4 protein-coding genes and 1 pseudogene are annotated in these 2,906 nt (G+C 56.0%); 2 read left to right on the plus strand and 3 right to left on the minus strand.

The window, feature by feature from the left end:
* A partial coding sequence (locus tag ABYV26_RS23990) for an NAD/NADP octopine/nopaline dehydrogenase family protein (RefSeq protein ID WP_372683875.1) occupies positions 1-629 on the plus strand: 629 nt, incomplete at its 5' end.
* Between the two features lie 126 nt (positions 630-755).
* On the opposite strand, the gene ABYV26_RS23995 is transcribed toward ABYV26_RS23990, so the two are convergent.
* The 3 genes from ABYV26_RS23995 to ABYV26_RS24005 are packed head-to-tail and all read right to left on the minus strand — an operon-like array spanning position 756 to position 2,802.
* Positions 756-1,484 (minus strand): amino acid ABC transporter ATP-binding protein, encoded by a 729-nt coding sequence (locus ABYV26_RS23995; protein ID WP_372683876.1) that lies wholly within the window; start codon positions 1,482-1,484, stop codon positions 756-758.
* A gap of 32 nt (positions 1,485-1,516) precedes the next feature.
* Complete coding sequence (locus ABYV26_RS24000; RefSeq protein WP_372683877.1) at positions 1,517-2,185, minus strand: amino acid ABC transporter permease; 669 nt, start codon at positions 2,183-2,185, stop codon at positions 1,517-1,519.
* 2 nt (positions 2,186-2,187) lie between these two features.
* Entirely contained in the window at positions 2,188-2,802 is a 615-nt protein-coding gene (locus tag ABYV26_RS24005) for an amino acid ABC transporter permease (RefSeq protein WP_372683878.1), read from the minus strand.
* Between ABYV26_RS24005 and ABYV26_RS24010 the strand changes: the two are divergent.
* Positions 2,764-2,889, plus strand: a pseudogene (locus ABYV26_RS24010) (hypothetical protein); the annotation flags it as partial. The gene ABYV26_RS24005 and the pseudogene ABYV26_RS24010 overlap by 39 nt on opposite strands.
* Positions 2,890-2,906 lie beyond the last annotated feature (17 nt).

A 2,906-nucleotide genomic window follows, 5' to 3' on the forward strand; every position in this document is an offset into this window, starting at 1 on the left:
ACAAGCTCAAAGGCGGGTTGCTGCTGGCGGCGGTTCCGGCCAAGAAAACCGGCTCTGTGCTGGCGCAGGTAAGCGATGTCTACCCGACAATGAGCGCGGCAAAGAATATACTCCAGACCAGCCTGCAGAACGGCAACCCGGTCATCCATCCTGCGATTACGCTCATGAATGTCGCGCAGATCGAACGCACCAAGGGTGATTTCGATTTTTATCACCAGGGCGTCACACCGGCGGTCGGCAGGCTGGTCGAAGGGGTTGATAGAGAACGAATCGCCATCGGGAATAAATTGGGCGTGGAGGTCATTCCCGATCCGGAATTAGGCGTCATCCAAGGCTATATGACAGAAGCCACCTATGACAGCGGATTTAACACCGCACCGGGATTCGCGGGGGTCAAAGCCCAGCCTAGTCTGGATTACCGGTATTTCAATGAAGATGTGGGATACGGTCTGGTTTTCCTCCAGAATTTGGGGGAACAGGTCGGGGTAGAGACGCCGGTGATTTCGGCTGTGATCACGCTAGTTTCGCTGTTGATGGAACGAGATTATGTGGGTGAAGCCAGACGTACGATGAAAACTTTAGGACTCGCAACACATTCGGCAGAAGAATTGGAGAAACTGTTGGCGTGATAATTTCAGTTATGGAGGCGCTCATCGATCAGGCCCGTCAGCTGACCCTGACTTCGAGGGTGTTTCGAAACGATCAATAGAAAACATTTTTTGCCAGCCGACAAAAAAACCGCCGGCCTGATTCCGCTAGTGCGTAAGAATCTTACTGATGAACTGAGCTGCGCGGTCCGTCTGGGGATTGGCGAAAAAGTCGTGTGGTTTTCCGGACTCCACTAGAGAGCCCTCGTCCATGAAAATAACTCGGTGGGCCACCTGCCGGGCAAAACCCATCTCATGGGTGACCACACACATGGTCATGCCCTCACTGGCCAGTTTGACCATCACATCCAGCACTTCGCCGATCATCTCGGGATCCAGGGCGCTGGTGGGTTCGTCGAAGAGCATAATCTTGGGCGACATGGCCAGCCCCCGGGCGATGGCCACCCGCTGCTGCTGGCCGCCAGAAAGTTGGGTTGGATGAGAATCGGCCTTGTCTGCCAAGCCGACGCGGGCCAGTTTTTCCCGGCCCAGCTTTTCGGCGTCGCTGCGTTTCATTTTCCTCACGTTGATGGGCGCCAGGGTGACGTTCTGCAAGGCGGTCATGTGGGGGTAGAGGTGAAACTGTTGAAAGACGAATCCGATCTCCGCCCGCAGTTTGGTCAGGCTGGTGGAATGGTCGTGCAGGGGCGTTCCGTCGACGAACAGCTCGCCTTTCTGGAACTTCTCCAGCCGGTTGATGCAGCGGATCAGGGTTGACTTGCCGGAGCCGCTGGGGCCGCATATCACCACCACTTCGCCCGGCGTGACGTGCAGATCGATATCCCTGAGGACATGCAGCTTGCCGAACCATTTGTTGACACCGTTAAATTTGATCATTTGTTTCTTTCCGATTTGCTATTTTGCCAAACTTAAAGCATGAGCTGCTGGGTGGCCATTTTCTTTTCGAGTCGGTTGGACAGCCTTATCAGCGGGTAAGAGATAACGAAATAGAGAATACCCACCAGTGAGAAGACCATCAACCCTTCCGGAATCCGATTCACGGTCACCCATCCCACGCGGGTTAGATCCATCACGCCGATGACCGAAACGACCGAGGAATCCTTGATCAGCAGCACATATTGGCCCACCAGGGGCGGCAAGATGGTTTGCAGGCTCTGGGGGATGATCACGTAGCGCAACTGCTGATATATGTTCAGGCCCGACGATGCCGCTGCCTCCCATTGGCCTCCCGGGACCGCTTTGATCCCACCGGCCACGATTTCGCAAATAAAGGCCGTTCCCAGGATGGTCAAGGCGAGTATGGCAGCCGGCAAGGCTTCCAGCTGAATTCCCCATTCGGGCAGAATGAAAAAAATGATAAAGATTTGTACCACGAAGGGCGTTCCCCGGATAACGGCCACATAGGCGCCGATCAGCCCGCCCAGCAGCTTGTTTTCCGAAGCGCGGGCAATGCCCAGCAGCAACCCGAAAATTGTGGCCATGATTAAACTGATTCCTGATACTGCCGCGGTCATCCACAGCCCTTTGAGGAAAAAGGGAAAAATTTCAACCAACCGCTGGAAGTAAAAGAGAATCATGGTTAGTAGGCCTCCCTGAAGATGAGCTTTTTCTGTGACCAGTCGGCCAGGGATTTCAGTACGAAGTAGATGCACAGGTAGAAAAAGGCCACGGTGAAAAAGGCTTCCGAGGGCATGAAACGCTCGGAGGTAAGCGTCTGTCCGACGCGGGTCAGTTCCATGACCGAAATCAAGGAGAGCAGGGCGGAATCCTTCACCAGGACGATGGCCTGTCCCAGCAGCGGTGGCACGGTCACTCCCAAGGCCTGGGGCAGGATGATGAAGCGCATGCGTTGAAAGTAGTTCAGTCCCGAAGAGATGCCCGCTTCGATCTGGCCGTTGGGCACCGATGTCATTCCGGCCCGAACGATTTCGGCGATGTAGGCGCCGCTGTTGAGCATCAAGGCGATGATGCCCGTCTGAAGCTCCGGTACCCGCAGGCCCAGGGTGGGCAGGCCGAAGTACAGGAAGTAGATCTGAACCAATAGGGGCGTGGAGCGGATGGATTCGATGTAGGCGATGGACAGACCGCGAACCAGCCGCCACGGGGAGAGCCGGCAGGCGCAGGCGATGATGATGTCTACGCAGGCGGCGGGGACGATGTTGTGTCGGGCGGCGCAGGTGACGACCTGATCTATGGGGACAGCACAGCGGCGGGCGAAACATCCGGGAGTGCTGAACGTGAGAGCTTCAACTGGAGCGAGGCAGGCTTCGTCGACGGCTAGACGGTGACCGATTTCAC

It is taken from the genome of Desulfosarcina sp. (assembly GCF_041551955.1).
Classification (GTDB): domain Bacteria; phylum Desulfobacterota; class Desulfobacteria; order Desulfobacterales; family Desulfosarcinaceae; genus Desulfosarcina.

Excerpts from the sequence above, each read along its gene's own strand:
- ABYV26_RS23995 (WP_372683876.1), bottom strand. The coding sequence starts at position 1,484 with ATGATCAAATTTAACGGTGTCAACAAATGGTTCGGCAAGCTGCATGTC.
- ABYV26_RS24000 (WP_372683877.1), bottom strand. The coding sequence starts at position 2,185 with ATGATTCTCTTTTACTTCCAGCGGTTGGTTGAAATTTTTCCCTTTTTC.